This is a genomic window from Paenibacillus aquistagni, from assembly GCF_900177815.1.
GTDB lineage: Bacteria > Bacillota > Bacilli > Paenibacillales > Paenibacillaceae > Paenibacillus_B > Paenibacillus_B aquistagni.
This window is the reverse complement of record NZ_FXAZ01000003.1, coordinates 295750-320931: the sequence shown is the minus strand read 5'-3', so window position 1 is coordinate 320931 and position 25182 is coordinate 295750. Positions and strand designations below refer to the sequence as shown.

20 protein-coding genes, 1 pseudogene and 1 riboswitch are annotated in these 25182 nt (G+C 48.6%); of the genes and pseudogenes, 9 read left to right on the top strand and 12 right to left on the bottom strand.

The genetic code is table 11. The features are described 5' to 3' along the window. Positions 1 to 111 precede the first annotated feature (111 nt). Positions 112 to 948, bottom strand: coding sequence for a formate/nitrite transporter family protein (locus B9Y93_RS12895; RefSeq protein WP_085494823.1), 837 nt, complete (start codon positions 946 to 948; stop codon positions 112 to 114). A 308-nt stretch (positions 949 to 1256) separates the two neighbouring features. On the opposite strand from B9Y93_RS12895, the gene B9Y93_RS12890 reads away from it, so the two are divergent. Together B9Y93_RS12890 and B9Y93_RS12885 are read left to right on the top strand one after the other, a co-directional pair. Continuing rightward, positions 1257 to 1790: a hypothetical protein gene (locus B9Y93_RS12890; protein ID WP_085494822.1), complete on the top strand. Its 534-nt coding sequence runs from the start codon at positions 1257 to 1259 to the stop codon at positions 1788 to 1790. Beyond that, positions 1790 to 2377: a hypothetical protein gene (locus B9Y93_RS12885; RefSeq protein WP_085494821.1), complete on the top strand. Its 588-nt coding sequence runs from the start codon at positions 1790 to 1792 to the stop codon at positions 2375 to 2377. The genes B9Y93_RS12890 and B9Y93_RS12885 overlap by 1 nt, the downstream gene beginning before the upstream one ends. 191 nt (positions 2378 to 2568) lie before the next feature. Here the strand turns inward: B9Y93_RS12885 and B9Y93_RS12880 are convergent, their stop codons facing one another. Then, a complete protein-coding gene (locus B9Y93_RS12880) occupies positions 2569 to 4008 on the bottom strand; it encodes an NAD(P)/FAD-dependent oxidoreductase (RefSeq protein ID WP_085494820.1) in 1440 nt (479 codons plus the stop codon). 89 nt (positions 4009 to 4097) lie between these two features. Then, positions 4098 to 4197: riboswitch (purine riboswitch) on the bottom strand. Positions 4198 to 4513: 316 nt separating this feature from the next. Between B9Y93_RS12880 and B9Y93_RS12875 the strand changes: the two genes are divergently transcribed. Next, positions 4514 to 5899: a YjiH family protein gene (locus B9Y93_RS12875; RefSeq protein ID WP_085494819.1), complete on the top strand. Its 1386-nt coding sequence runs from the start codon at positions 4514 to 4516 to the stop codon at positions 5897 to 5899. 176 nt (positions 5900 to 6075) lie between these two features. Next, positions 6076 to 7332, top strand: a complete 1257-nt coding sequence (locus tag B9Y93_RS12870) for an MFS transporter (RefSeq protein WP_085494818.1) — start codon at positions 6076 to 6078, stop codon at positions 7330 to 7332. 313 nt (positions 7333 to 7645) lie between these two features. Here B9Y93_RS12870 and B9Y93_RS12865 read toward each other — a convergent pair whose 3' ends face one another. The 3 genes from B9Y93_RS12865 to B9Y93_RS12855 all read right to left on the bottom strand — a co-directional run bounded on the left by B9Y93_RS12865 (position 7646) and on the right by B9Y93_RS12855 (position 10490). Beyond that, positions 7646 to 8107, bottom strand: a complete 462-nt coding sequence (locus tag B9Y93_RS12865; protein ID WP_085494817.1) for an ASCH domain-containing protein — start codon at positions 8105 to 8107, stop codon at positions 7646 to 7648. A 146-nt stretch (positions 8108 to 8253) separates the two neighbouring features. Then, the gene (locus B9Y93_RS12860; protein ID WP_244903393.1) at positions 8254 to 8811 is read right to left on the bottom strand and encodes a GNAT family N-acetyltransferase; all 558 of its coding nucleotides are present in this window, start codon (positions 8809 to 8811) and stop codon (positions 8254 to 8256) included. 329 nt (positions 8812 to 9140) lie between these two features. After that, complete coding sequence (locus tag B9Y93_RS12855) at positions 9141 to 10490, bottom strand: uracil-xanthine permease family protein (protein WP_085494816.1); 1350 nt, start codon at positions 10488 to 10490, stop codon at positions 9141 to 9143. A gap of 267 nt (positions 10491 to 10757) precedes the next feature. On the opposite strand from B9Y93_RS12855, the gene B9Y93_RS12850 reads away from it, so the two are divergent. From B9Y93_RS12850 to B9Y93_RS24890, 3 genes and pseudogenes are all read left to right on the top strand, one after another. Then, positions 10758 to 11738: an aromatic ring-hydroxylating oxygenase subunit alpha gene (locus B9Y93_RS12850; RefSeq protein WP_085494815.1), complete on the top strand. Its 981-nt coding sequence runs from the start codon at positions 10758 to 10760 to the stop codon at positions 11736 to 11738. A 129-nt stretch (positions 11739 to 11867) separates the two neighbouring features. Next, a pseudogene (locus tag B9Y93_RS12845) lies at positions 11868 to 12089 on the top strand (IS1595 family transposase); the annotation flags it as partial. Positions 12090 to 12225: 136 nt separating this feature from the next. Beyond that, positions 12226 to 12756 (top strand): general stress protein, encoded by a 531-nt coding sequence (locus B9Y93_RS24890; protein WP_085494814.1) that lies wholly within the window; start codon positions 12226 to 12228, stop codon positions 12754 to 12756. Positions 12757 to 12928: 172 nt separating this feature from the next. On the opposite strand, the gene B9Y93_RS12835 is transcribed toward B9Y93_RS24890, so the two are convergent. The 3 genes from B9Y93_RS12835 to B9Y93_RS12825 form a co-directional block, all read right to left on the bottom strand. Further along, positions 12929 to 13429 (bottom strand): CcdC family protein, encoded by a 501-nt coding sequence (locus B9Y93_RS12835; RefSeq protein ID WP_170936501.1) that lies wholly within the window; start codon positions 13427 to 13429, stop codon positions 12929 to 12931. 196 nt (positions 13430 to 13625) lie between these two features. Further along, positions 13626 to 16331, bottom strand: a complete 2706-nt coding sequence (gene hrpB, locus B9Y93_RS12830) for an ATP-dependent helicase HrpB (RefSeq protein WP_217809692.1) — start codon at positions 16329 to 16331, stop codon at positions 13626 to 13628. Positions 16332 to 16917: 586 nt separating this feature from the next. Next, on the bottom strand, positions 16918 to 18714 hold the full coding sequence (locus tag B9Y93_RS12825; protein WP_085494812.1) for a S9 family peptidase: 1797 nt from the start codon (positions 18712 to 18714) through the stop codon (positions 16918 to 16920). A gap of 120 nt (positions 18715 to 18834) precedes the next feature. On the opposite strand from B9Y93_RS12825, the gene B9Y93_RS12820 reads away from it, so the two are divergent. Together B9Y93_RS12820 and B9Y93_RS12815 are read left to right on the top strand one after the other, a co-directional pair. Next, complete coding sequence (locus tag B9Y93_RS12820) at positions 18835 to 19893, top strand: ArsR/SmtB family transcription factor (protein WP_176228919.1); 1059 nt, start codon at positions 18835 to 18837, stop codon at positions 19891 to 19893. 236 nt (positions 19894 to 20129) lie between these two features. Then, a complete protein-coding gene (locus B9Y93_RS12815; RefSeq protein WP_085494810.1) occupies positions 20130 to 20552 on the top strand; it encodes a hypothetical protein in 423 nt (140 codons plus the stop codon). Between the two features lie 145 nt (positions 20553 to 20697). Here the strand turns inward: B9Y93_RS12815 and B9Y93_RS12810 are convergent, their stop codons facing one another. The 4 genes from B9Y93_RS12810 to B9Y93_RS12795 all read right to left on the bottom strand — a co-directional run bounded on the left by B9Y93_RS12810 (position 20698) and on the right by B9Y93_RS12795 (position 25129). Next, on the bottom strand, positions 20698 to 21075 hold the full coding sequence (locus tag B9Y93_RS12810) for a GIY-YIG nuclease family protein (RefSeq protein WP_085494809.1): 378 nt from the start codon (positions 21073 to 21075) through the stop codon (positions 20698 to 20700). A 15-nt stretch (positions 21076 to 21090) separates the two neighbouring features. Continuing rightward, complete coding sequence (locus B9Y93_RS12805; RefSeq protein WP_085494808.1) at positions 21091 to 21858, bottom strand: DUF2087 domain-containing protein; 768 nt, start codon at positions 21856 to 21858, stop codon at positions 21091 to 21093. A gap of 347 nt (positions 21859 to 22205) precedes the next feature. Continuing rightward, positions 22206 to 23636 carry an amino acid permease gene (locus B9Y93_RS12800; RefSeq protein ID WP_085494807.1) on the bottom strand — a complete coding sequence of 477 codons (1431 nt, stop codon included), beginning with the start codon at positions 23634 to 23636 and terminating at the stop codon, positions 22206 to 22208. A 200-nt stretch (positions 23637 to 23836) separates the two neighbouring features. After that, a complete protein-coding gene (locus tag B9Y93_RS12795) occupies positions 23837 to 25129 on the bottom strand; it encodes an NCS2 family permease (protein WP_085494806.1) in 1293 nt (430 codons plus the stop codon). Positions 25130 to 25182: the final 53 nt, after the last annotated feature.

Sequence of the window (25182 nt, the reverse complement as noted above, 5' to 3'; positions counted from 1 at the left end):
CATTTCTATTGCAAAAACGGACAAGCATTACAAGCAGCGTACGCCCTTGCATAAGTATGCGAAAAAGGACGAGTCTTCCTAGACCCGTCCTTTCTTAGGTTGCAGAGCTTGCTAACCGATATTCGTTTTAACTTTGCCTGACCCTGCCGCTTTCTCCTCTGCGGCTGTTGTCGGCTCATACTTTTTCAAGTAAGCCAGGAAATAAGCCCCTGCCACAAATACAACACCACCCGTCAGGTTGCCAAGCCATACCGGGACAAAGTTCGTTAGGTATTCTCCCCATGAAAAATGGCCTTCGAAAATCGCCGCAGGAATCACAAACATATTGGCGACAACGTGCTGAAAACCAATGGCCACAAACGCCATTGTTGGAAACCAGATGCCTAGTATCTTGCCGCTGAAGCTCTTAGAGCCGTAGCTGAGCCATACCGCTAGAGCAACCAGCCAGTTGCAGCCGATGCCTGAGATAAAGGCTTGTAAAAAGGAATCATGGAGCTTATGGGCTGCTACATCAATCGTTTTTTCCAAGAAGACACCGCTTGCTGTCAAACCAACCACATGCCCGAAGAAATAAGCGACAAATAAAGCGCCGAGGAAGTTCGTCAAGGTGACAATTATCAGGTTCTTCATCACCTCAATCGAGGAGATGCGTCCTTTCATCCATGCTAGAGGCACCGCCATCATATTGCCCGTAAGGAGCTCTCCACCCGCAAGCAGCACCAGAATCAGGCCGACAGGGAACAATGAAGCTCCAACAAAGCTTGTAAAGCTGCCCCATTCTGCAGGAGCAGATGCAATCACCCGAATATACAACAAATACCCAAGCGCGATAAAGGCCCCCGCCAAAAAGCCCAGCACCGCCGTCGTCATGAGCGGATTGCGTGCTTTTACCACGCCGTTCTCAACCGTCGCTTCCGCAATTTGCTTTGGCTTCAAGTATCCTTCCATCTCCATAACCCTCCCCTATAGGATCACTAGATTATCTATGTTTGAACTTAAATAACTAAAATCTTAACTATTTTAGTACGCAATCCTATTGTAACGAACAAGACAGCCAGAATATGTGCAATAAATCACAATATTTAAAGGATCTCCTGTTCTCTTTTTACAGCCTATAAGGAGAATAATCTTATTTCATCAAAACATGCTGCCCTTGTGCACCCCTCCACACCATTGCACAGCTTGGCTCATAAGATGCAGGAAGCGATCATATGCTCTGGCACTCCGACTTCATAAAAAGAAAGAAGGGATGTCCTATGCCAAATAACAAGGTGTTCAATACGGTCTCCATGCCGATTTATTCCTTGCAAACCAACACGTATACCAGTCCTGCAGTGGAAGAAGATGCATCTGCTGCTGCAGCGGCGGCGGGCATTTCATTCTGGCTGCCGACTGGCAATGTAAGTGTTGGCGGCAGCGCCAACCTGCTCCTGCAGATCACGAATCCGTCAGGAAGCGGCAAGACTGTCAGCATTAATCAGATCTCAGGCGGATCATCAGCAAGCGCCAGCCTGATCCTCTATTCAGGCGGCACGATCACAGGAGGGACCACCCCTACGCCTAGTAACAGCAGACTAGGGACTGCGACAGCAAGCATCGTCACGACCAAGCAGCTCACCGGAACGCTGACCGGCTCCCCGACAACCCTATACTCCACCTTTGTCACCGCAGGGCTCTATAATCTCGTTTTTCAAGGCGGGCTTGTCGTTCCCGTGAATCAGACACTGACCGTCTCTCTTGGTGTAGGATCATTGACAGGCTCAATTAATCTGAATTGGTGGGAGGTCTAATGGGGACAAACGAACATATTTTTAATGATAGCGGGGCAAACAACACCATCTTCTCGCAAGTGACGAACTCCATCACTTCGCCGACTGCCGTTGCTCCACCTTCATACAGCGCCAGTCTAGCGGGCAATGTCTACAGTGCCTTTACGACTAACTCTGCGTCGCTTGGACTGCTTGGCGGGAGTGTTGTCACTTCCCTTCGCTTGAATAATCCAAGCCCTACTACCTCTGCTTACATTATTCGAGTAGCTGGCGGCGTTGGCGTAGGCCTAAGCCTGCTCTCAAGCTTAAGCGCCAGTTATTCCATTATTAATGGAGGATCGCAAAGTTCCCCGAGCGGTGTTACGCCAAGAAACAACAATCTGGGCAGCAGCAATACGAGCGTAATGAGCGTCTTAAGCTCTACGTCTGCTATTAGCGGAGGCACTGCAATTTCGACAATGCCCGTTGTGGGTGGACCATTCATCATCGATTTTGATGGTGCCATCATCGTACCTCCATCCACAACACTCTCGCTTTCCATGAGCGCCTCACTGTCTGTTGCCGGGGTGCTATCTGTACAAACGAGTGTATTCTGGTGGGAAGCATAGAGAAAGCATGTTAGAAACGAACCAATCAAGCCTCCGTACATGTTCATATCCATCTCATAGAATCATTAAAAAAACAGACCTTCCTGTCTTGCAGATATAGCTGCCGGCAGAAGGTCTGTCTTCATGTATGGTCTAATGGATGAGCGCTTGTATGCTCTCTTACCTATTATGATAGGCCTCCATATGAATCTTTAGTTTGCTGCACGCTTCATTACGATGCTGCGGGCAATATGAACACCTGCTGCTCCCGCTTGCGCCAGCCCGCGCGTAATACCGGCACCGTCCCCACCGCAGTACAGCCCTTCAATCTCGGATTCAAGCTTCGTATCAAGCTTCGGGCGAGCGGAATAGAACTTCGCTTCCACACCATAGAAGAGTGTATGCTCCGAGGCAATTCCCGGCGTTACCTTTTCCAAGGCCTCGATCATCTCAATCAAGCTCTTCATCGTGTTATAAGGAAGCACGAGCCCCAGATCCCCCGGAACCGCCTCACGAAGCGTTGGCTCAAGGAATCCTTCTTTAATCCGATTATCAGTCGATCGGCGGCCGCGAAGAATGTCTCCATACTTCTGCACGATAATGCCTCCCCCAGAGAGGTCATTCGCACGCTTGCAGATCTCACGAGCATACTCATTCGGCTTGTCGAACGGCTCTGTAAACTTATGAGATACGAGCAGGGCAAAGTTCGTATTTGGTGAACCGAGCTTCGGATCCTTATAGGAATGTCCATTCGCGCACATAATACCACTATGGTTCTCTACGACAACATGGCCAGATGGGTTGCTGCAGAAGGTCCGCACCTGGGTGCCCACTGATGTATTGAAGATAAATTTCCCTTCATATAAGTGGGTGTTGATCTCACGCATGACAATATCGCTTGTCTCGACGCGCACACCAATATCAACTTGATTGTTGACCATCTTGATGCGGCGCTTCTTCAAGATCTCCGTCAGCCAAGCAGACCCGTCACGGCCTGGAACAATAACAACCTGATCGGCTTCAAGCTGTTCACCGTTCTTCAGCTCGACTCCCTTGATCACATGCTTGCCATCCTGCTTCTCGGTGATCATGTCCGCTACTTCTGTCTTGTACATCATATCGACTCGAGGGACCAGATATTCATATATAGACTTCAATATCTCTAGATTCTGCTCCGTTCCAAGATGACGAACTTGTGCGCGAAGCAGCTTTAAGCCAGCCGCGTAGCCTTGCTGCTCGATGTGGCGAACCGTCTCTGTTGTCGGGTCTGTGATTGCTGGCGTTGCACCGTGCTTAAGATTAATGTCATCTACATACTTAATCAAGTTCAGCACTTCTGTACCCGATAAATAATCGGTCAGCCAGCCGCCAAACTCCGTTGTAATATTGAACTTGCCGTCACTATAAGCCCCGGCTCCCCCAAAGCCGTTCGTAATCGAGCATGCCGGCACACAGCCTGCAAACTCTTTGCGGCCGATCGCGGGCGGGCATTTCTGAATCTTTTCTTCGAGAATGGGGCAGCTTCTTCTATAGATATCATGACCTTTATCGATTAGGGCAACCTTGAGCTCTGGAGCCTTCAACGTTAATTCGTAACATGTAAAGATACCTGCTGGACCTGCACCTACAACGATAACATCATACTTACTCATGAGCTTCCTCCTTGATGAATGACCATTATAAGATCTGAAAACAAACACAAAAAAATTCCTGGCTATGAACGAATGCTCCCCTTGATAGGTACGGAGAGTCACTCGTTCGTAGCCAGGAATTTACGGTTCCTCGTAGAGACCCCTGAACCCTATTATCAGGGATATACGAACAAGATATCGATATGGATGATGAAGTGTCGATGAATGGCTGCTTCAAGCAGCAATTTCATTCTATGGCATATTAGCGAACGAGTCAATAGTTTAATGACCAATTGTTCGTAATTTTTCTTTCTTTATAATTATATATGGATATATTTTAAGGAATACACACGATAAATCCGAACATTAAAAACAAGGTATTGGAGGGGCACTTACATGCCTTCTGAATAGCAATTATTTTCCAACTAAGGATTGCGTCGAATGCCTTGGAATTTGATTCATTTTCGTATAAAGTTGTCCATGTTGCATAAATATACTACTTAACGAATGAGGAGCAATTCGATTCATGACTTCCAAGCATAACACTCCTGATTCCACGCCTTCGAGACCGAATCCCGTTACTTTGCAGGGCGTGTTGTCATTTCTTATACCATCGCTGGTAGGACTCATTCTATTTGTCGTTCCAATCCCTTGGAATGGCGAGATGACCGTCCCGATTGCGTTATTCGCCAAGCTGATTCAGCAGTCTCTTGCCAATCTGCTCCCAACAGCAGCCTTACTCATCATTACACTGGCTTGGTTAGGATCAACGATCGCACAATTCATGAAGCCTAAGCGTCTGGAGGAATCCCATCTATGGCGGGCTCTCTTTCAGGTCACCTTCTTTTGGTACATGGTTCGTACGATTGGGTTGGTCTTTGTGATAGGCACGTATTTTCAAATTGGACCTGAGTGGGTCTGGTCAGAGGATACAGGCGGCATGCTGCTCACAAGCCTGCTGCCAGGATTGTTTGTCGTCTTCTTACTAGCAGGGCTCCTGCTGCCCTTGTTGGTTGACTTCGGCCTTTTGGAATTTGCAGGCATGCTCATGACAAGAATCATGCGCCCTTTATTCACACTGCCAGGGAGATCCTCTATCAACTGCATGGCGTCATGGCTAGGAGACGGCACGATTGGGGTCATGATGACGAGCAAGCAGTATGAGCAAGGCTATTATACGAAGCGCGAGGCAGCCGTGATTGGAACAACATTCACAGCCGTCTCCATCACCTTCAGCTTCATTGTGCTGTCGAATGTGAAGTTAGGACATCTCTTCTTGCCCTTCTACGCAACGGTGACCTTTGCCGGGCTCGTAGCGGCTGTCATCATGCCGCGCATCCCTCCACTCTCGTGGAAGCCGGATTCGTATGAGGAAGGTGTCGCTGCCAGTGCGGAGGAGGTCGTTCCTGAGGGCTGGTCCACTTGGCGTTATGGGCTCCATCAAGCGATGAACAAAGCAAAGGCCCACGAAGGGGTTGCAAGCTTTGTCCGCAATGGACTTAAAAATACGCTCGACTTGTGGATTGGCGTTATTCCTGTCGTCATGGCCATCGGCACAGGTGCCGTGGCTGTTGCTACGCATACTCCAATCTTCGAGTGGATTGGCAAGCCCTTCTATCCCATTCTTGCAGGCTTAGGCGTCCCGGAAGCGGCTGCTGCATCAGAGACGATTATGGTCGGCTTTGCGGATATGTTCCTGCCTACGGTGCTTGCAGCAGGGATCGAAAGCGAGATGACTCGCTTTATTGTTGCAGCCTTGTCCGTCACCCAATTAATCTATATGTCAGAAGTCGGCGGGCTCCTGCTTGGCTCGAAGCTGCCGATCTCGATGAAGGATCTGATTCTGATCTTCCTGCTGCGTACGGTGATTACACTGCCAATCATCATTGGCATTGCTCATCTATTGTTCTAGCCTCTTGATCATCAACTTCTGCGACATTGGAAGAACGGCCCAGTTCGCGCGAGACCGATTATGGTTTTCGTTGTGAATTGGGCTTTTTTAAGCATTGCTTGTTGAAGCAGAATTCTATATGTTTACTCTCATCTTCATGTGTACGTGATTTCATATCAGAGAGGGGACAACTTCATATGGCTGAACCGCCTGCTGCTGCAGCAAAGAGCGGTCACGGATTACAGCAGACAGCTTCACAGCCAAGCTCAAACACCGTATACCGCATCTTGCTAGCCATTAGCTTTGTTCATTTATTCAACGATTCCATTCAGTCTGTCATCGTCGCGATCTTCCCTATTCTTAAAGAAACCATGAACCTTTCCTACGCGCAGATTGGCTGGATTTCCTTTGCCATTAACTTTACCGCATCGATTCTGCAGCCAGTAGTGGGCTTGTTCTCGGATAAGCGCCCAACACCCCTCCTGCTACCGCTCGGCATGTGCTTTACCTTCACCGGCATGCTGCTGCTCGCATTTGCGCCGAACTATGTGATGGTGCTTGTTTCGGTCATCTTCGTCGGCCTTGGCTCCGCCGCCTTCCATCCGGAGGGCTCGCGCGTTGCCCATATGGCAGCTGGATCGAGAAAGGGACTTGCCCAATCCATCTTTCAGGTTGGAGGCAATGCAGGCCAATCACTGGCTCCCTTGCTGACCAAGTGGATCTTCATTCCCTTTGGACAAATTGGCGCGCTCGGATTCACAGTCGTTGCTGCCGCAGGGATTGCCGTTCAGAGCTTCATTGCCAAGTGGTACGGAACGACCTTGAAGCAGGGATATGCGTTCACGAAGCGTACGAGCGGCACGATTAATCCCGTCTTCAAGAAGAAGGTCATGTGGGCCACCGCGATTCTCGTGCTGGTCGTAACGATTCGTTCCTGGTATGTGTCGGCCATCGGCACCTACTACGCCTTCTACTTGATCGAGGCCTATCATCTCACCATCGATCAGGCCCAAATCTATATTTTCTTGTTCCTTGGCGCGGGAGCTGCCGGAACCTTCTTCGGCGGACCGCTCGCAGACCGCTTCGGACGGCGCAATCTCATCGTGGCATCACTGCTTGGCGCCATTCCTTTTGCACTAGCGCTCCCGTATCTGCCGTTGATCGGAGCCGCGATCGTCTTGATCCTGACAGGCTTTGTTCTGATGTCGAGCTTCTCCACTGCCGTCATCTATGCACAACTGCTTCATCCCGGCAGCATCGGCACGGTGTCTGGCCTCATCACAGGGCTCGCCTTCGGCATGGGCGGCATCGGCAGCCTCATGCTCGGCAACTTCATTGATACCTTTGGCATCCATGATGTCATGATCGCTGCAGGGTTCCTGCCGATCTTTGGGCTGTTGACCCTGGCCCTGCCAACGGATACGAAGGTTCGTGCGTGGACGAATCAAGCATGAATCTGAAGCAGCATGAGGAACAGGTCAGCTGGGATACAGAAAACGATGTCACGTTGCTAAATAGCAATAGCACAGCTATCAGCGTTATAAAAGAAGAGCGGCCTCAATAAGAGGCTGCTTTTATCATCAATATAGAATGGATGAGAATCAAAGACCAGCACTTATAAAGTGTGGTTAGGATTAAAAACAGCGATAGGTATGCTTGGAAAGAGGCCGCAATCCAACGAAGCACTTCTATTAAAGAAGCAGCTCCGAGATAACCTCTATTCACCATCACCATCGCTGTTTGTCATTGTTATGAACCGCGGTATGCTCAAAGGGGCTTATACACCACTTCAAACTGCTCACAAATAACGGGCATGGATTCATCAAAAATAAGTCCTAGACGCTCACATTCCCGGGTAAAGAAAGCTTCATGCGCAGCTCTCCAATAAGCCAAGCTCTTGTCTCCTTCCCCTTCGATCGCTGCAAACGCCTCTGTTACTTCTCCATAAGGCACGATATCCATATGCGTCGTTTGAATGACGCACTTCGCATTCCCGCTCCAATCCAGGATCACAGACCGTTCGCCGACTACAGGAACGGGATCGCCCGTTATGTCATAGGTCCACAGGCTTGATGCCGTCCCCCTTTTGACACCAGCCAGAACCAGTTCAGCCAGTTCATTCGCGTCCGCTTCGTTATCGCAAAAATGCCAAGCGGTGTAATGGAGCGTTGATGCGAGCTCCTCGGGCAGCATGCTAAGATAAGCTTTCCATAGTTCTTGTTCAGTCAAACTTATACTCTCCTCTCGATTTGTTTTCTCATGTGTAACATGCACAGCGTGCTATCCAATCCACTTCGATTCCTATCCATCAGGCTGTAGACAGCATCGTTACTGCTAAAAATGCCAAGCTATGAGCTATGTGCTTATATGCGCCATTACGACTGCGGATCTATTGGTCGCTTATATTCATGCTCCAAGATCGCGTAAAAGTATTGATCCTTCCACTGCCCCCGCCAATTGAGCTCTTCCTTAAAAATGCCTTCCCGCCTCATGCCGACTCGCTCCAAGAGTTGGATCGAGCGTATATTGTCCTCATGGCACATCGCGACGACTTTGTGAGCACGAAGCTCCTCAAAGGCAAATTGCAGCATCTGATGCAAGGCATGCGTGGCGTACCCTTTTCCTTCATACGGCGAGGCTAAAGCATAGCCAAGCTCCCAGCTCTTGCGATGAGCCACATAGCTCCAGATCTGCATCATGCCAATGGAGCGCCATTCTCCCTGCTCTTCAATCTCTACGATATCGTTATAATGCTCCCTCTGCTCTTGCTCATTGAGCTCTTGCCTATACTTATCATAAACCGCTTCAGCACAGGGGGCGACAGACTCCTCAAAGGGCCATTGCTCAGGATCACACTCCAGTCGGCTTACAAACTCCAGATCGTCCAAGGACATCGGACGAAGCCTTACGGGATGGGATAAAGATAAAGACACGTGTATTTCCTCCCCTTTCTTTCTATACGTCTCTTCCCAGCGTAAAGGATGATCGGACTAGTCGGAAGGGAAACTATTCTTCTATATAAAGACTCCGTTACCGTGTTGCGTCAATGTCAGGAAACAGCTGTCAAAGTGGAAGCTCTTTTAATAACAAGCAGCCGTAATTAGAGGAACATATTATCGCCAAATAGAATGCGGGATTCATCTATGACGCAGCTTATACATTCTACTGTCGTAAAAAAAGGGCGGTGCCATAAGCACCACCCAAGAGGAGAGTTATTCAAGAAACCTTGCCTCTTGCGAGGCATGGGAAAAACCTGTTGATGTTAAGCAGATCGCGGTTGATCTTGATTCTGTGCTGCTGCAGCCTTCTCTTTATTGGGAATCAACACATTCAATAGAAGTGCAGCTACCGCCCCCACGGTAATTCCAGAAGAGAAGAAGTAGGATACGAAGCTAGGCGCAGATTGGAGCGCTTCAGCTGGCAGCACTACAATCGCCATCGTAAGCAGAATCGGAACGCCAATAATCATCATCGCGCGTTCATTCAGCTTCACCAGTTGAATGACTTTCATGCCGTTTACGAAGATGGCTACACAGACCACTCCAAAGATCCCATTGATGACCGGCTCTGGAATGCATGTGATCAAAGCAGACAGCTTCGGCATGAGGCCAAGAGCCATTAGAATGACGCCACTAGCCATAATGGCAATACGGCTGCCTACACCCGTTACTGCAATAAGTCCTGCGTTCGAGGAATAGCCTGTCATCGGCGTTCCGCCAAACAAAGCTGCCGTGAAGCAGCCAATCCCCTCGCCTACAGCGGCGCGGTTCAGGCGCTCATTCGTCAGTTCCTTGCCTGTAACGGTAGAGACAACAAACCAAGTGCCTGTTGTTTCAATCAATATAATGAAGTAAATGAGCACCATTGTGAAGATTGCCCCCCAGTCAAACACAGGGGCGCCGAATGGGAAGACCGTCGGAATCGAAAACCAATCCGCTTCCTGAACGGCAGTAAATTCCACGCCTCCAAAGAACGAAGCCGTAAATGTACCTGCTACAATCGCCACTAGAACAGACAATAGACGCGAGGCCGTTCCAAGACCGTTGCCTTTATTGCCAAGCAGCATGCATATAATGAGTACGCCTGCAGATACAAGCGCCACAATTAGATTATTGCCAAGTGCACCCTCCGCACGATAGATGCTGCCCATGGCCACCGGCATAAGCGAGATGCCGACGATCATAATGACCGTTCCGCCAACGAGCGGCGGTATGAAGCGATGAACAGACTTCGCGAACCACTTCAGCGGATAGCCAAGCAGCGCGATAATCAATGCACCCGGCAGAAGCGCCCCCGTAATTGCTCCCATGCCGAGCTTCCCTCCGATTGCCCCAATCGCTCCGATCGGCACATAAGAAGGGCCTTGAACGACAGGAAGCCTCAGTCCGAAGCCAGTCTGTATCAATGTCGCGATCCCTGCTCCGAAGAAGCACATCTGGATAAAGAATGCCGTGTCTGCAGCAGACAATGCGAGCATTCCTGCGATAATGATCGGCGCAATGTACAAGTCCATAGCAAGCACATGCTGCAGCCCCAGTACAAACGCCTTGACCGGATGAATCTTGTCATCCACGCCTACGACCAGCTCCGTAGATTGTGATTGTTGTTCCATAAGTAAGAATTGCCTCCCCCTAAGTTGTCTGACCCATCACACATCGTTGCATTTACCTTTTCACATCGTCGATTATAGGACTTCCTTCCTTGTTTGTACACCCTTTTTACGAATAAATTTTAATGTTACACTTTAAATGTTCGGATTTAGAGTTGACCACTTGCGACATATGACCTAAAATATTGATATAGAGAAAGAAATGACGAACAACAAAGTGTCATTTCTATAGGAACTCACCAAACCTGTAAAAAGGAGATTATTCATCCAATGATTGTCAACGATGCGGTATTACAGCAAGAATGGATCGTCGCCTGCTTGTCCTCCGAATTAACAGACAAGCCAAAGCAAGTATTCATTATGGGCGAGCGTGTTGTCGTATTTCGTGTAGGAGATGAAGTGCATGCATTCAAGGATCTGTGCATCCACCGCGGCGCTGCTTTGTCCCTTGGCTGTGTGAAGGATGGACACTTGGTCTGTCCATACCATGCATGGGAATATAATGCTGAAGGAGACTGCACGAAGATCCCGCAGCTGCCTGATAACCAAGCTATTCCGAAGAAGGCTCGTGCGATTGTATACGGGTGTGAAGAGCGTTATGGAATGATCTGGGTTAACTTGAGCGGCAATGTGGAGACGCCGAGATTCTCGCTCCCTGAGTTTGAGGATCCGTCCTACCGTGTGGTTATGTGGGGACCTCAGCATGTAGAGGCCAAGCCGCCGCGCATTATTGAGAATTTCTTAGATGTCGGCCATCTTGCGGTCGTTCATGAAGGCTACCTCGGCACTTCAGAGCATACGGAGATCGGCGATTATCATATGATTCATGATGAAAAGGGCATTCGCTCTGAGGAGATTGCAATCTTCCAGCCAGACCCGGATGGCTCTGGACAAGCGAAATACGTATACTACACCTATGCCATCGAGCGTCCATTAACGGTGAAGTTTACAAAGCGCGATCAGGAGACCGGCAATCTGATGACGATTCTGCTAACCGTGCAGCCGAAGGATGCCAACACATCCATCGCTTACGGCATTATGCTGTTCAACTATGACACTGGCACGTCAGATGAGGACACCGTCAAGTTCCAAGACATGATCTTTGCACAGGACAAGCCTGTTGTAGAGAACCAGAAGCCCGAAGATCTTCCACTTGATTTGCAAACGGAGCTGAGCTTGAAGTGCGACCGCGTAAGCATCGCGTACCGTCAATACTTGAAGAAGCTGGGCGTGCAATGGGGCACGGCTTAAGCGTATTGCATCTAGCGAACAGTTAAGTTACCTCCCTTGCGGGGCGCACATAGAAAAAGGATTGAGTCACGAATGACCCAATCCTTTTTTTGCGCTTTTTGGCTCTGCTAAACGTAAATGTTAGTATTTTTTACTGACACAACTAATACCGTTTTGTACCACACTCGGAAAGGTAATGAATGGATAACATTTGTTGATTATATGTTCAAAAGATACTACCTGCGACAATCCGCTGAAATCGTAGGGGTTACTTGGGTTACACTTTTTTATTGGAGCTACAAATTAAAAAGTGCTTTAAAACAAATGGATTTTGAACATTTTGATGGTATCGTTGAAATTGACGAGACCTATAAAAGAATTTCTATTAACATCATTTGCATTTGAAGTGACTGACACATATGACAGTTTGCGACTGTCAAAATTCAATATGTAGTTTTTTATACCATTTAAATACATATAATGTATATTAAGGAGGTGAGTGGTGAATATGAAGAAGTTGTTAGGAAAACGGTTGGCTTATTTATATTCTGGGGAATTATTTTCTATAATCACTTTTGTACCTGTTAGTTATCTACTAAATTACGCATACCCCCATCTACAATTGTATTCTCTATATTCATTTTGGGTATCTTTTATTCTTTTAGAGTTTCTTCTATTGCAAGGAACGATTTATTGGTATGCAAAACTTAAAAGACTAAGAAATGAGAATAATCCTATAACTCCGATTAAGGTTGTTCAACAGTTACATCGTTTAAAAACGGTGAATATGGTTATGATTATGACCACAATTATTGTATTTATTTTTGATTTCATTAAATGGTATCCATCTTTGCCATTAGGTGGTTTAACAATCACTTTCTTCATATATATCTTTGCAATTCTAGAGTTTATTAACTACTTTTACATTCAACTCTCATATGACAATGTCTCTGACATAAAAAAATTGTTAAAAAGTAAAAAACTGAAGAATTCCTGTATGAATAAAGATTTTAAACGAATTAAGAAATTGGAACTCTGAAAATTGAGTTCCAATTAATTTTTACCATAATATCAACAATTAAGTTTAACAGAGTCTACTTTTTAAACGTGCAATAGAGGGCACACTTGAACCAACTGCATCAGATCCGCTTCGTGGTCTCGAAATGAATCGAACACCAATGCCGCTGTCATGCTGTTGACTGTTGGCTCTATCAGGATTGAAGCCCCTGCTCTGGCGGATTCGCCATCAGCTTCTTATATTCCCGATACATCGCAGTCCGCCAAGGCAGCAGCATGCCGAAGGCCAATATAAAGAAGATGCCCGCGCTCTGCGGGATCGTCACATACTGCTCCACCACATCATGCAGCAGCAGCCGCACAATCAAGAGCGTGACAATGACTACGATAAACATGTTGGAGCGCTTCAGATATATAAGCTCGCCTTCGCGTTGGAACTTCGACGTCCGAATGAGCGGATAGGCAAACAACACAGCCCCTGCCAAAAAGGCAATAACCCCGTACTGCCAAGGAATGCGCAGCTCCGGTACGACAAACATTAAAAAGCCCGTCGCCATGCCAAGCGGCGGCATGATGATCTTCTTCGCATTCGTAGGCTTATTCTGCGCACGCAAGCGAAGAAAAATGACGGCTGCGCCCCCACATAACGATAAGAGCACCGATATTAGATGAGATGACATCATCACATGTGGCATCTCGCTTCACCTCCATCAATCCTACTGCTTGTCTCCCCCAAATCATGACGAGCAGCATCCTGCATTCATTTTACCTCAAGCCAAATGGAAATGCTATTTATCACAATCCGCCTCATGCGCCAATTCATGACCGCTTCTACTATCTAAAACACGCCGCCGTGTAGAGCTAACCGCTGATCCATATTGTTAATGAAGATTAAGAGGATCCTTTCGGCCTAACCCCGCGGGTTGGAATCGCGATAGAAGGGTCGTCAGGCCAGTAGTGCTTCGGATACCGTCCTTTCAAATCCTTTTTCACTTCAAAGTAGGTTCCGCTCCAGAAGCTGGACAGATCCTGCGTGACCTGCACGGGCCGGCCTGCTGGCGAGAGCAGATGAATGGTCAACGGAACGCGGCCCCCTGCGATTCTAGGCGTCTCCATAAGCCCAAACATCTCCTGCAGCCTTGCTGCAAGCACCGGCTGCTCCGGATTCGTATAATCGATGCGTATGCGCGAGCCGCTTGGCACGACGAATGCGGATGGTGCAAGCCGGTCTAGCGTCTGGCGCTCATCCCATGTCATGAAGCTCTCAAGTATGGATGCCAGATCGAGCTTCTGCAGCTCCTGCTTCGACTTCATCCCGTATACATGAGGCAGCAGCCATTCCTCCATCGTATCTAGCAGCGCTCCATCAGAAGCTGCCGGCCATTCATCAGGACGATGAATATGCAGGAATTGGAGCCGAAGCTGCCATTCCCTTGCCTTCTTGCTCCAAGGCAGCAGAGACAGCCCCTCCGGATGCGCGCGCAGACCTGCGAGCAGAGCTCTTCCTAACGCGTCAGGATCAGGGTCCTGCACCGGTCGCTCGCGGAAGACGATGGCGCCCAGCTTCACCTGCTCCCTGACCCTTACAGCTTCAGCTTCCGTATCCCACGCGATGTGAAGATGAGGCTCCATCCACTTGGCTGCATATTGGAGCAGAAACGCTGGCGAGACAGGAAGAGCCAAGTGAATGCGCGCCTCCGTCCCTTGATCGTCGAGCTCCAAGGCTACAAGATAGGGAGCATAAGCGATAGGGTCCTGCACCTTGCTGCTGGAGAAGGCGGCACCTCTGCCGCTGCTCAGCAGATAGCGGCCATCTGTTCGCCGTTCCGCAATTCGATCAGGGAAGCCAAGACTCAGCAGAACACCGCTTTGCTCTTCTAGCGTTAGGTTTGGCGATGTCGGCAGCTTCAAGTTCTTGTTTGAGCGAGTGTGCTCAGCTTGCGATGCTTGACCTGCTTGACTTGCCCGACTTGCTTGCGCTGAGGGAAAGGCGCGCTCCAATCGCTTCACTTCCTCCGCAATGCGCTGGAGGGTCGCTTGATCTACATACGGAAGCATCGCCTCAAGATTCATGTTCCCGCCAAGCTTCGTAGTAGTGCCGTTTGGTTTATGCGCAGCTGCACGGCGGCGATAGGCATGCACAATCTCCCAGCGCTTGCGAATATCTGGCCCGCCAATAGACGGCGCAGCCGTGGCAGAACCGGGCAAGGCTGCATGCCGCTGCAGAATGTCCCGCTCCTGCAGCAATGCCGCCCATTCCATAGCAATCTCGCCCCACCCCAGGCTTATGCCCTCAAGCACCATATGCGACAGCCTCGGATGCAGGCCATTGGCTGCCATCTGCTTGCCATGAGCAGTCAAGGCGCCGGCGGTGTTCATTGCGCCCATCTGCTGAAGCAGCTGCCGCGCCTGCAGCAGCGAGGCTTCAGGCGGCGGTGTCATCCACCTGAGGCTCTCGCCTGAAGGATCGCCCCATGCCGCAATCTCCAGCTGGAGCGGCAGCAGATCGGCATCCATGATCTCAGGCAGGCGATGGGGCTTCAGGTGCGTGTGCTCCTCATTGGACCACATCCGGTAGCACACGCCTGGACCAAGCCGTCCAGCTCTTCCTCTGCGCTGATCGGCCGCATCCTTCGTCACGCGCTCCGTCACCAAGCGGGACATGCCGGTTCGCGAGGAATATCGCGATACTCGCATGTAGCCGCAATCGACGACCACCTTGACTCCCTCTACCGTCAGGCTCGTCTCGGCAATAGCGGTCGTCAGAACGATCTTGCGCTCATTAGGAACGCTTGGCGCAATTGCCAGCTCCTGATCCCGTGCTGCAAGCTGACTGTACAGCTTGCGGATGCGGACCTTCGCCAAGCCTTGAGCGCTAAGCTGGGCCAGCTCCTGCATGAGCGCAGCTTCTGTGCGATGAATCTCGCCTGCTCCAGGCAGGAATACGAGCAGATCGCCCTCCTGCTCATGCAGGGCACGCATCACAAGCTTGGCGCAGGCTGATTCAAGACGGAGGTCTCGGCTTGCAGGCACATAGACTGTCTCGACGGGATAGGCGCGGCCCTTGCTTTCCAGAATCGGCGCATCATGAAGAAGCTCCGCAAGCGGCTTGGCAGCAAGCGTCGCAGACATAACAAGAATGCGCAGGTCCTCTCGAAGCACGGCTTGTGCTTCAAGCGCTAAGGCGAGGCCAAGGTCAGCATGAAGACTGCGCTCATGATATTCATCGAAAATAAGCAGTCCTACGCCTTCAAGCGATGGATCAGCCTGCAGCATGCGCGTTAGGACTCCTTCGGTCACGACCTCGATTCGAGTGCGAGCGCTGACCTTGGAGTCCATGCGGACGCGGTAGCCTACGGTCTCGCCCACCCGCTCGCCAAGCAGCGAGGCCATATAATGGGCAGCCGTGCGGGCTGCAAGCTTTCTTGGCTCAAGCATCACGACTCTGCCGCCGTTAAGCCATGGCTCAGTGAGAAGCGCTAGCGGCACGCGGGTCGTCTTGCCCGCGCCAGGCTCTGCTACGAGCACTGCTGCGCGCTGCTCCTTAAGCTCTTCCTTCAAGGAAGGGCACACCTCGTCAATCGGGATGGGAGGCAAGGCTGCGAGACATTGCTCTATTTTTACATCCAACGGATCAGTTTTAAGGGCTGATTCAGACTTCGGAGAATGCGTAGAAGCCTTCTTTAGGTCATTCAAACAAAGATCCCTGCTTTCATAGGGTTTTGAGCAGCTCATTATTTTTCAGATACAACTTGGTCATGCGAAGGAAAGCACACTGCCCTATCCTATATTATAAGGGTTTCTTCCCTCTAAGTTGAACAGGGGTTGCTCTATACTCCATGCCACTGCAAGAATGATCGTTTTTAAGCGTTCTGCATGACCAGCATAACCTGCAAGTTTCAAAGACGCCTATTCTCGTACAACTTGGTTCTATTTAGATGAATAAACCTCTATCGAGGCCATTCAAAGATGAGTCCGCAGTTAGAGGCAGGTTTGTATCGCCCATTAGCATGTTGATGCTGATTCCTTCATTGAAGCATCAAATCTATGGTGTCAAAAAAGCCCCCTTGCTTAATATCGAGCAAGAGGGCTTATCGACAATTTTTACGAATAGCAGCAACTTAAGAAAAAGAGCAGCATGAACCGTTAATAAGTGTACCGCAGAAGATGGATTCCAGCTTCGTTATGATTGATGGCGATTCAAGAACTCAACCATCGTGCGATACGCTTTTTTCTCATTATCCCGCTTCGAGAAGCCATGGCCTTCGTCATCAAATACGAGATACTCCACATCACGGCCCTTCGAACGCAGTGCTTCGACGATCTGATCCGATTCTTCCTTCACAACACGAGGGTCATTCGCCCCTTGTATAACAAGCATCGGGTTCGTCATCGCATCGAGATATGTAATCGGAGAATCGGTAACGAAGCGTTCACGATCACGCTCAGGATCTCCGACCCAGCGGTCCATCATTGGCTTCCAATGCTCAGGCACTGAGTTCACAAAGGTAAACAGGTTGCTCACGCCGAATATATCTACAGCAGCGCGGAAATAATCAGCATGACGGCCAGCCAGAAGCAGCGTCATATAGCCGCCGTAGCTTCCGCCAACGACAAACAGCTTCTCACGGCTCGATATGCCCTGCTCGAACAGCCATTCCATTCCAGCTACGCAGTCCTTGCGCGGGCCCTCGCCCCAATCGCGCTCCACAAGCTTCACAAAGGAACTGCCATAGCCTGTGCTGCCGCGGAAGTTCGGAGCAAAGATATGATAGCCTTGTGCAAGAATGTATTGGAACATCGCGCGGAAGAACTTGCGCTCTGCCGCCTGCGGACCGCCATGCGGCCAGAACACGGTATAGCCATTGGCACACTCTGCCTTGGCACGGAAGAGCAGAGCCTCAATCTCCATGCCGTCAAAGGAAGGATAGGTGATCACTTCCGGATCAACGAGATCCTCCTTCGTTAAGCCGACAACGACATTCTGCGTCAATCGGCTCCATGATCCATCGCTATAGCGATAAATATTATACGGCTCAACAGCGCTCCGTCCAAGCACATACAGCTGTCCGGATGGCATCGCAACGAGCTTCATCACAACATCGACTGGCAGCTCCATTGATTCAAGCACGCTTTCATCCAACTTAAACTTATAGAGCTTATCCGCCACCCCTCGTTCCGTCGTGATGTACACCGTGCGCGATTCTTTATGCCATGCCAGATCACGGATATCTTCCTTCTCAATCGTACAGATGGCTTTAAAAGCGCCTGTCGAGATGCGGTACTCAGCCAGATAATGAGTATCTGCCTCATAATCTGTTGCAAAGAGAATCGTATCCTCATCAATAAATTTGGCTCCACCCACACGATGCACAACTTCTCTTGAAGGTGTTAGACTGCGATCTTCCTCACCTGAGCGTTTCAATGTCGCCAATTGATACGTATTGGAAAAGGATTCTGTGTAAATACAGCTGGTTTCATCAGGACTGACCGCAGCCAAGAAGGTAGTGGCTTCCTTGCCCTCATTCAGCAAACGATTGTCTTGTGTCTTGAGGTCAAGAACATGAGCATTCATGTACGTAGGATTGCCCTGCGAGGTCGTATAATACATGCGTTCGCCATCCTCTGACAGGTGGCTAAAAAATAATTTGTCCTGCTCTTCTGCTGGTATCAGCTTCTGAGGCTCGCCGCCCTCCCAAGGAAGAGCGTACATCTGTACATTTTCATCCCCCTCATGATCAAAACCAGCTAGAATATACTTCTGATTCGGGTCCTGCTTCACATAAGCAGCCCGCTGATTCATATACGTCAAAGGATAGGGGTAACGCAGATCTCCCTGAAGGTTCAATGCCCAGAGGTTGAACTTGCCATTCAGGTTGCTGCTGAATACGAGACGCGATTCATCTTTGGCTACATCAAAGTTGTCGATGATATAGGTTTCAAAATACTGATCCATACTCGCTTTTGGAAATGTAATCATCATTTACCCTCCTAAAATCCCATTTGATATCGATTCATATCGAATATAACATTTGATGCGCATCGAAATTAATGATAGTATAATATTACCTTTTAATCCATGTCAAGGAGATCATTTATCATGCAACTGAATTCCTTTTCGGATCGACTGCAGGTCGTCGCATCCCCTGTCTTCGAACTGCTCGCGATCATGTTTCGTGTGCATGCACATGAGCATTTATTGAAGCATCATACACGTGATATTAGCGGACAGCCGCTAGAACTCAACCACTGGGTGGAACGCAAACGCTCCATGATTCCCCAGGCGATTCGTAAAGAACTCGCTGTCTTCTTTGACTTTGAGAGTTATTTTGGGCTGACGCTTATCTGGTTCGCTTGGAAGCATGAGGTACATGACTCGCTCGATTCGCTTACCGAGAAGCTGCTGGATACACCAAGTCAGGAGTGGTTCCCCTTTCTCCTTCAGACCGGTTACTTTGTTCACAAGAATGTTGACGATCATGATCCCGCTCAAGTCCATGCCCTTATTCAAAGCAGCAATCTTCCAGAAGCCGAGAAGTGGAAAGCCACTTATCTATTTATTCATGCTGATCAGACGAAGCAAAGGCTCATCCAGCTCATACAGGATATCCGACCGTATGTAGAGGATGATCTAAACCAATATATGCAGCTTCAAAACGAACATGTCCAAACGCTCAACAGGTATATGGAAGAGCATGGCGAGGATGCGTTCATGCAGATATTCAAAACGATGCTTCAGATGGAGACAAAAGGAGAGGAGCCGTTAAAGCTCGTGCTTGCGCCTACGATCGCTTTCTATGATACCCATAGCTATAGCGAGCTTAACGATTGCATACTGCTCGTGTATGGCTCAAAGAAGTTTGAAGCTTGCTCTACCCAGACAATGGACAAAGCACAGATCTTGAGCGCATTCAAAATTCTTGCAGACGAGAAGCGCTTGGAGATCATTCGGCTGCTCCGTCAGGGGCCGCTGTATGGATATGAGCTCGCCCAGCGGCTCAATCTATCGAATTCGACCGTCTCGCATCACTTGTCCTCGCTCGTATCGTTAGGGATCATTGAAGCGGTGCGCAAGGAGAACCGCATTTACTATGAGCATCGCGCTGATCAGATCGAGAAGCTGATGGAGCAAATGCGCATTGCGTTGATTGGCACATAGGTGAGGGTGAAATCGATTATGAAGCAATCATTAGCAATCCAGCACAGAATGATAAATCACCATTACCCAAGCTTCCATGAATATACAGCTTTTGTTCCCATTCCGTGACAGCTTGAAAAAAAGAAAAACACCTCTTCGTTTGGTCAAGTGAAGGTGCCTGGCAACCACTACCCTACTTAAAGAGGTGTTTTCTCTATGGTAGATGAGCATGTTGTGGGTTAGAAGGAGGAAAGACCATGCGCAAGTTCTTATATTTGAATGTTTTAAGTGCTTATTTTGGGTTTTTATTTTTTGTAGAGGTGCATTTGGCTTTCAATGTTTCTCGTATTGCTAGATTAACAGGCTGGGAGCCAGAGTTTGTCATGAACTCCATTTTACTGCTCAACCTTCTATTGATTCCGTTAATTGGAGTTGTGTATATATTTATATTAGCCCCCCATTTTACATCCTTGAACAATTTAAATTATATTAGCTGTGTGTCATGGTTTGTATATTTTATAGGTTTTAGTTATGTTTTCACTTCTTTATTTCCCATCGTAAACCCCGAAGACAAGGCGAATAAAGTGGTAGGTCTGATTACTATATTTGCAGCATGTGCGTATCCATTTTATATTTTGTTTATTATTTTCTTAGCTCGTCAGAGAGGACAAAATAGATAATAACCGCCATTTTGAGTTCAACCTAAATACCCATGCTTAACTGTTAGCTGAACTTTAGATGGCGGTTGTATCGATTTCTCTTGTGACTTGATTCTACAGCCAACATGAGCATGCGGCATGGAACCAAAGCATGTTCTGTCTGGAACTATGGCTTAAGCTTCTGTTCCCAAGCCTCTAGCAGCTCCTTGAGCCTTGGCTTATACTTTAGCCGGTCCGCAGGCTCGACAATGTACTCCTCCTCTGGCTTCAGCTCCTCCAGCACCTTGAGCTCGAAGGCCTCTCCACCGTACTCATTCCACTGCTTCTGAAGCTCCTTATTCATATGCGAGCCTAAGTCGAGGGTGAATTTCTCCTTATTCCATACCTGATCCACATCCATGCTGCTGCCGAGCACGAAATAGCCGTTCTCCTTATTTACAATCTGATAAACCCCCATGCGGCGATGGGTTTTAGCGTATTCACGGGCGATCATTTTCAATTCATCTTTTGATTTCTTTGTTGATTTGGATGGTTGTTCCATCATAATTCCTCTCCTCTCCTACTTAAGCCAATACTCGCTTCCATCATCCTTGCGATCCAGAAAGCCATATTCGATGAGATAGCGTCTCAGCGTTACATAATCGGGATAAGCCGACATCAGAATCTCGTTGATCTGCTTCTCCGTATACGTTTGTTCTCGGTCAAACCGGTTCAGCAGCGCCTGAAGGATAACAAGCTTGCGCTTCTCCTTCTTCGGAAAGCTCTCGATCGGCCCATTCAATCCTTCTTTAAAATATTGCTGCAGAATCTTCGTCTTCTCTTCCTCTGTCACCGCATAGCGTTCATCAACACGCGCAGCATGCTGAGGAATCGCCACCAGCTTCGGTGCTTCATCATTCTTCGCTTCTACAAGCTCCATCAGCGCAATAAACAGCTTCGCCTGCTTCAGCTTCTCTCTCATCGTAAACCGATGGTTGCGAATGGTGGAGGCACTTCCGCCAAGCTCCTTGACGATATCCGAGTCGGAGAAGCCGTTATAAAAGCGCAGCAGCAGCTCCTTCTGCACGTCCGACAGGCCGGTGCGCTTCTTATCAAGGCCGATCAAATAATGAAACATCGATTCATGTTCTGCTTGAATATGAAGCTTCACCTTCTTCTTCGCCTCGTAGAAGGCTGTCGGCTCGCCATCTGTATAAATAACACCTTCCTCGTAGCATTGTCCGCATATCAGGCATACATGCTGCTCCGTCTTAGGATCATAGAGATGCCCCTGTTTTAGTTCCTCTATCGTCGCACGCTGGAAATAATCAGACACATCTATTTTCATAAACGATCACTCATTTCGTTTGTCATTATATAAACATTATGTACGAATGTCATATTTATTTCAAGCCTATTCAATATGGAAAATAGCAAATCAATGATCTTGAATCACGGACTTTCTCGAAAACAAAAAAGGCCAAGCTTCGGGGAAGTTCTCCCTGAAACTCAGCCTCTTCAGTTCATTAGCTTCTCGCAGCACATGACTTCAACACGCTTCGGTCTTATCACATCTGCGCATTTAGGCTTATTTGAAGTTATATTCGCTGCATAAACCATGACCAATAAGGCTCTTCTGTTAGATTACGATATTGGTCAGTAAATGATCTTTTGTTACGCTTAGCGGGTGTTGCTTCATGATGCTCTCTTATTACGTCTAGCTAGCATCGGCAGAATCAAGCCAAGACCAAGCAGAATAAACGGTGTACCGATGTTCAGGATGAGCTGGAAATACCATTCGCTCGTAAAGCTTTCGACCTTAGGGAACATTCCCATTACACAAGCAAAGGCCGTAAACAGGAAGCACCACAGCCCGATTCCGAAGCCAAGCGTTTTATTTTTAACAAAATAGTACTCTGACTTGTATTTATCTAGCGCACGCATAAGAGCCATAAACGCTAGGAATACGAACAGATAGCGAAGCGGCATGACGATCGAATTCAGATCCAGCAGCCAGTTGAACAAGGAGTTCATCTCTCCGATGCCTAGTGCCGGCACCATGATCAGAATGCCGACCAGAATCAGCGTTAACAGGTAGCCGTTTACTGGCGTTCCACGCTCATTTGTTTTAAGCAATGATTTTGGAATATGCGATTCATCTGCATCTGCAAGCAGCACTTTAAGCGGCGCATCGATGGAAAATGCAAGCGCGGAGATCTGGGCTAGTGTATTTGCCAAAGCATAGATGACCATAAGCACATTGCCAAGACCGTAATACTCTCCAAGAATCTGGAAGGCGTAATATTGCCCGTTCATCTTCAGGTCAACCGGAATATGATGCGAGTCGAACATGATGCCCATCGCATAGGAGCCAAGCAGCGCACAGATCGACACGAGAATCGCCAGCACGATCATCCCGCGAGGGAATTCTCGGCCCGGATTAAGCGTATTGTTGACATAAGGAGAAATCTTCTCCGCTCCCCCAACCGCAAACACCAGCATAGACAAGGTTGTAAAGTAGGCAAAATTGAATTCTGGAATGAATGTCTTGAACGTAATATTTTGCGTTGCAACCTCCGCGCCGGTTAGAGTTGGAGCGGTTACGGCAAGCAGAATGTACAATAGCGACATGATGAATACGCTGATCCCCGCAATGGTACCAATCCGCTTCAAGGATGTGATGCCTCTTGAGGCAATCCACAAGAACAGAACAAAAATAATTAAAGTGATAAACTGCAGCCAGAAGGTGCTGAATGACTTCGTTAAGTCTCCATTGCCTGTGAATGTCCAGCCCAAGGCGATCAGTATCGCTTGCGGCTTCTGAGCCAAATAAGGAATATGTACGACCCAATAGGTCCAAGCCGCCATATAAGCAAGGTCTTTCCCCATTGTTTCCTTAATCCAGCTGCTGACGCCGCCCTTGCCGTATTGGAAGGCGGAACCCAATTGGCCCACCATCAAGGCATATGGAACGAAGTACAAAGCAATGATCAAGATCCACGAGGTGATGACCGTTAAACCTTGGTTTGCATAGTTGTTGACGACATTACCGAATCCCCATACAGAGACGAATGCCATAAGCGCAATGTTATACCATCGCAGCTTTTTTGCTTCTTTGTCACTCATAGATGTCAAGCTCTCCTTTTTCCAAATCCTCTATCTGCGTCTTGTACACAAGCTGATCCGCGAGAATTCCGCTTCGTTCTCGCCAGCGATACTTGTGACAACACGCACATAGACATTTCCTAAGTATAATAAGCGTTTATATACCTGCCTACTGGGAATTACGGAACTTGTTCCATATAATTCAAATTCGATTCCATTCTTCAATGAGCTGGAAAAAATACCATTTGAATCGCAAAAATTACGCCGAATACATAAAGGATCGGGTGCACCTCTTTGCCTTTGCCATTGAATAACTTAAGCAAAGGATACGTTATGAAGCCAATCGCAATCCCTGTCGCGATGCTCGAGGTGAGCGGCATCATAATCATGATCGCAAAGGCGGGGAACGCTTCATCGAACTGCTTCCAGCGTACATGAGCAAGTCCCTCCATCATGAAGCAGCCGACCACAATCAATGCAGGCGATGTTATCGCCGACAAGGAGGCGATGGATTCGATAAGCGGCGAGAAGAACAGCGACAGTAAAAAGAAGATAGACACCGTCAGCGTCGTTAATCCGGTACGTCCTCCAGCCGCCACGCCTGCAGATGATTCCACATAAGCTGAACACGGTGTCGTGCCCAGGACTGAGCCAGCCGTTGTCGCTAACGCATCCGCAAACAGCGCTTGCTTCGCTCTTGGCAGCTTGCCATCCTTCATAATGCCTGCCTGCTCCGCAACGCCAATCATCGTGCCGGTCGTATCGAAGATAGCGACCAGTAAGAAGGCAAACACCACGGTGTACAGCCCGTGCTGGAATACCCCGAAGATGTCGAGATCGAACAAGACTGGCGGTTGCGGCCAAGCCACTACTCCATGAAACTTCAAGAGCCCCATAAAATAGCCTGCCGCAGCGGTTACCGCCATCCCAATGAACAAGGCGCCCTTGAGACCTCTTGACATCAGCACCAAGGTTAACAGCAAGCCGCAGATCGACAGAACCGTGATCGGCTCTTTCAGATTGCCAAGCGTCACCATGGTCGATTCATTGGCAATGACAAGGCCTGCGTACTTCAGGCCAATAAAAGCGATAAACAGTCCAATGCCCCCTGTGATCCCGTATTTGAGCGCTGGAGGAATGGAATCAATCAGCAACTCTCGAAGCCTCGTAAAGGTGAGCAACAAGAATAGAATCCCTGCTGCAAATACGGTGCCAAAAGCAACTTGATAACTGATGCCATGAGCAGCTACCACTGAAGTAAAATAAGCATTCATCCCCATCCCCGGCGCAATGGCAATCGGATGATTCGCAAAGAGCGCCATCGTGAGTGTGCCGATGATGGCCGCCACTATGGTAGCGGTAAACACCTGTTGGAACGGTACTCCTGCACCGGATAAGATGGCAGGGTTCACGATTACGATATATACCATTGTAAAAAAGGTCGTCGCACCTGCCGTTACTTCGGTTCGAACATCGGTGCCATATGCTTTGAGCTTAAACCATTTCTCCAACATATAAGACAAGTCCCCTTTGGATCCACCTTTGACAGGAGCTTGCTTCAACTGGT

Bases quoted from the DNA above. Each gene is read 5' to 3' on its own strand.
- B9Y93_RS12825 (WP_085494812.1), bottom strand. From the start codon at position 18,714: ATGATTACATTTCCAAAAGCGAGTATGGATCAGTATTTTGAAACCTAT.
- B9Y93_RS12885 (WP_085494821.1), top strand. From the start codon at position 1,790: ATGGGGACAAACGAACATATTTTTAATGATAGCGGGGCAAACAACACC.
- B9Y93_RS12870 (WP_085494818.1), top strand. From the start codon at position 6,076: ATGGCTGAACCGCCTGCTGCTGCAGCAAAGAGCGGTCACGGATTACAG.
- B9Y93_RS12800 (WP_085494807.1), bottom strand. From the start codon at position 23,636: ATGAGTGACAAAGAAGCAAAAAAGCTGCGATGGTATAACATTGCGCTT.
- B9Y93_RS12875 (WP_085494819.1), top strand. From the start codon at position 4,514: ATGACTTCCAAGCATAACACTCCTGATTCCACGCCTTCGAGACCGAAT.
- B9Y93_RS12850 (WP_085494815.1), top strand. From the start codon at position 10,758: ATGATTGTCAACGATGCGGTATTACAGCAAGAATGGATCGTCGCCTGC.
- B9Y93_RS12835 (WP_170936501.1), bottom strand. From the start codon at position 13,429: ATGCCACATGTGATGATGTCATCTCATCTAATATCGGTGCTCTTATCG.
- B9Y93_RS24890 (WP_085494814.1), top strand. From the start codon at position 12,226: ATGAAGAAGTTGTTAGGAAAACGGTTGGCTTATTTATATTCTGGGGAA.
- B9Y93_RS12895 (WP_085494823.1), bottom strand. From the start codon at position 948: ATGGAAGGATACTTGAAGCCAAAGCAAATTGCGGAAGCGACGGTTGAG.
- B9Y93_RS12815 (WP_085494810.1), top strand. From the start codon at position 20,130: ATGCGCAAGTTCTTATATTTGAATGTTTTAAGTGCTTATTTTGGGTTT.
- B9Y93_RS12795 (WP_085494806.1), bottom strand. From the start codon at position 25,129: ATGTTGGAGAAATGGTTTAAGCTCAAAGCATATGGCACCGATGTTCGA.
- B9Y93_RS12890 (WP_085494822.1), top strand. From the start codon at position 1,257: ATGCCAAATAACAAGGTGTTCAATACGGTCTCCATGCCGATTTATTCC.
- B9Y93_RS12810 (WP_085494809.1), bottom strand. From the start codon at position 21,075: ATGATGGAACAACCATCCAAATCAACAAAGAAATCAAAAGATGAATTG.
- B9Y93_RS12805 (WP_085494808.1), bottom strand. From the start codon at position 21,858: ATGAAAATAGATGTGTCTGATTATTTCCAGCGTGCGACGATAGAGGAA.
- B9Y93_RS12820 (WP_176228919.1), top strand. From the start codon at position 18,835: ATGCAACTGAATTCCTTTTCGGATCGACTGCAGGTCGTCGCATCCCCT.
- B9Y93_RS12880 (WP_085494820.1), bottom strand. From the start codon at position 4,008: ATGAGTAAGTATGATGTTATCGTTGTAGGTGCAGGTCCAGCAGGTATC.
- B9Y93_RS12855 (WP_085494816.1), bottom strand. From the start codon at position 10,490: ATGGAACAACAATCACAATCTACGGAGCTGGTCGTAGGCGTGGATGAC.